We start from the raw sequence: 2,303 nt of genomic DNA, 5'->3' as shown, positions 1-2,303 counted from the left end.
GAGCTGACGCTGACCGGCCACGATCCAGCCGGGTTGTCTGGTTGTCGGGTTGAGTTGGGCAGCGCGGGGCGGGAAACCGCTTACGTGGCGGGCGAGCTGTACCGGCGGGGCGGTACGTGGAAGTTCCGGGCGGTCGGGCAGGGCTGGGATACCGGGCTTGGTGCGCTGGCACGGGAGTTCGGCGTCAGCGTGCAGGACGCACCGACCACCGAAACGGCCGGCGAAGCCCTCCGGTCCGGCGGGGCTACCACCTCCGCATCGGTGTCGTCGTCGGCTGGAAGCCGGGTGGAGTTCTCGGCGGTGCTGTCGCGCTACCGGGCGGCGGTGGCCGCACGGGTGTCCCCGGACCTACTGATCCGGGTTCGGGAGCAGGCCGCGCAGGCGACCCGGGCCGCTGACGCCGCCCGGCCGTATGCAGTGGACCCGGCCGGGCGGCGGGGGTACAAGGAAGCCCGCCAGGTCGAGGTCGCGGCGATGACCGCGGTGCTGGACGCCGAGGTCGCGCAGCTGACGACGGTGCTCGCAGCGAGCCTGGGCACGGCGAGCCGGGTGGACCAGAACGCGGTGATACCGCCGGCGGCCATCCCGCCCTTTGAGCCGGGCCCGTTGGCCATGGCCGAACCACCACCCCGGCTGGCAACATTCCTACCGGCCGAGCAGAGCACGCTCGGCCGGGTGTTCAGCAAGGACCGGCATGCCGCCGCGGTAGCGCAGGCGCACCGCCGCTTCGCTGACGCGCAGGCGTCCTACGCAGAGCGCGAGCGGCTACGCGAACAGCAGCTCGCCGCCGCACACGCGTCCTACCAGCGGGCCATCGCCGGTGTGCGGGCACAGCACGCACGCGATGTCGCCGATGTGGCTCGGTTGTGGTCGGGCCTGGCCGCGAACGAGCCGGCGGCGGTGGCCGCCTACTTCGAGCTGGTTTTGACCGCGAAAGGCGCGCAGGCGGTGTTCCCGCCCACGTTCCCGCAACGGTTTCAGGTCGCCTACACCCCGGAGTCCCGCCAGCTCGTGGTCGAGTACGAGTTGCCGGCGTCGGCGGTGGTACCGGCCGCGAAAGGCTATAAGTACACGGTCGGTACCGACACGATCACCCCGGTACCGCGGACCGCCGCGGACAAGAAGGCGATCTATGCGGAGGTGCTGGCGCAGACGTCGCTCGCCGTGTTGCACACGCTGTTTACCGCTGATGGGCATCAGACGTTCGGCACCCTGGTATTCAACGGGATGGTCGATGCCGTCGACCGGGCGACCGGTGCGGCGATCCGCCCCTGTCTGGTGACGTTGCGCACCACGCGGGACATGTTCGCCGGGCTGAACCTGGGGCAGGTGGAACCGGCTGCGTGCCTGCGACACCTCGGCGCGAGCGTCTCGAAGAGCCCGGCGGAGCTGGCACCAGTCCGTCCGGTGCTCGAATTCTCCATGGTGGACCCCAGGTTCATCGAGACCAGCGACGTGCTGTCCGGTCTCGATACCCGGCAGAACCTCATGGAGCTGACCCCGAACGAGTTCGAATCGCTGATCACGAATCTTTTCACGCGGATGGGGCTGGAGGCCCGTCAGACCCAGGCGTCGCGTGACGGCGGGGTCGACTGCGTTGCGTTCGACTCGCGTCCGATCTTCGGCGGTAAGGTTGTCATACAGGCGAAGCGCTACAAGAACACCGTTGGTGTGTCCGCGGTCAGGGACCTCTACGGCACCGTTCAGAATGAGGGTGCCAGCAAAGGCATCCTGGTATCGACTTCCGGTTACGGGCAGAGTAGCTACCAGTTCGCGAACGGCAAGCCGCTTGAGCTCATCGACGGCGCCAACCTGCTCTACCTCCTGGCCGAACACGCCGGCATCGAAGCCCGTATCGCTGCCCCTGACGGGTGGCGTGATCCGCGCAGCGACACCCCTCCTGCCGCTTCCGAGTAGATGCGGAGGCGGTGATGTGGCAGCGGTGGTGTTCCTGTTTCTGGCAGGCTGATGGGTATGGCGGGGGTTGCGGTGACCGGGTCTGCGCCCAGGGCCAGCAGCGAGTGCAGCCAGCCCGCCGAGACCGTCACCTCGCACAGCTCGACGAGCGCTTCCCGGGTCCGCTTGACCGGCAGGTGCTGGCGGACCAGGAAGTACAACGCGAGCGCGCGCAGCTCCGGCCCGTAGGACACCGGCGCCCCGGGCACCCCGTCCGGCCGGGCGGCCACGTGGCGGCGTCCGCAGCCGCACGCGACCTGGTAGAGATCGTGCTGGGTCACCCCGACCCGTGCCGGGGTGAGGTCGTGGGACTGGTGCGAGCGGGCGATCCCCACCACCGCCGCGTC

General features: G+C 69.5%; 1 protein-coding gene and 1 pseudogene. One reads left to right on the top strand and one right to left on the bottom strand.

All coding sequences use genetic code 11. The features are described 5' to 3' along the window. A partial coding sequence (locus tag U9979_RS09920) for a restriction endonuclease (protein WP_322779133.1) occupies positions 1 to 1,917 on the top strand: 1,917 nt, incomplete at its 5' end. Here the strand turns inward: U9979_RS09920 and U9979_RS09915 are convergent. Beyond that, positions 1,818 to 2,303: pseudogene (locus U9979_RS09915) on the bottom strand (hypothetical protein); the annotation flags it as partial. The gene U9979_RS09920 and the pseudogene U9979_RS09915 sit on opposite strands and share 100 nt — an antisense overlap.

This window comes from Protofrankia sp. Cas4 (genome assembly GCF_963555915.1).
In the GTDB taxonomy this organism is placed as follows: Bacteria; Actinomycetota; Actinomycetes; order Frankiales; family Frankiaceae; genus Protofrankia.
The sequence above is the reverse complement of the archived record's forward strand: the minus strand, read 5'-3'. Positions and strand labels throughout refer to the sequence as shown.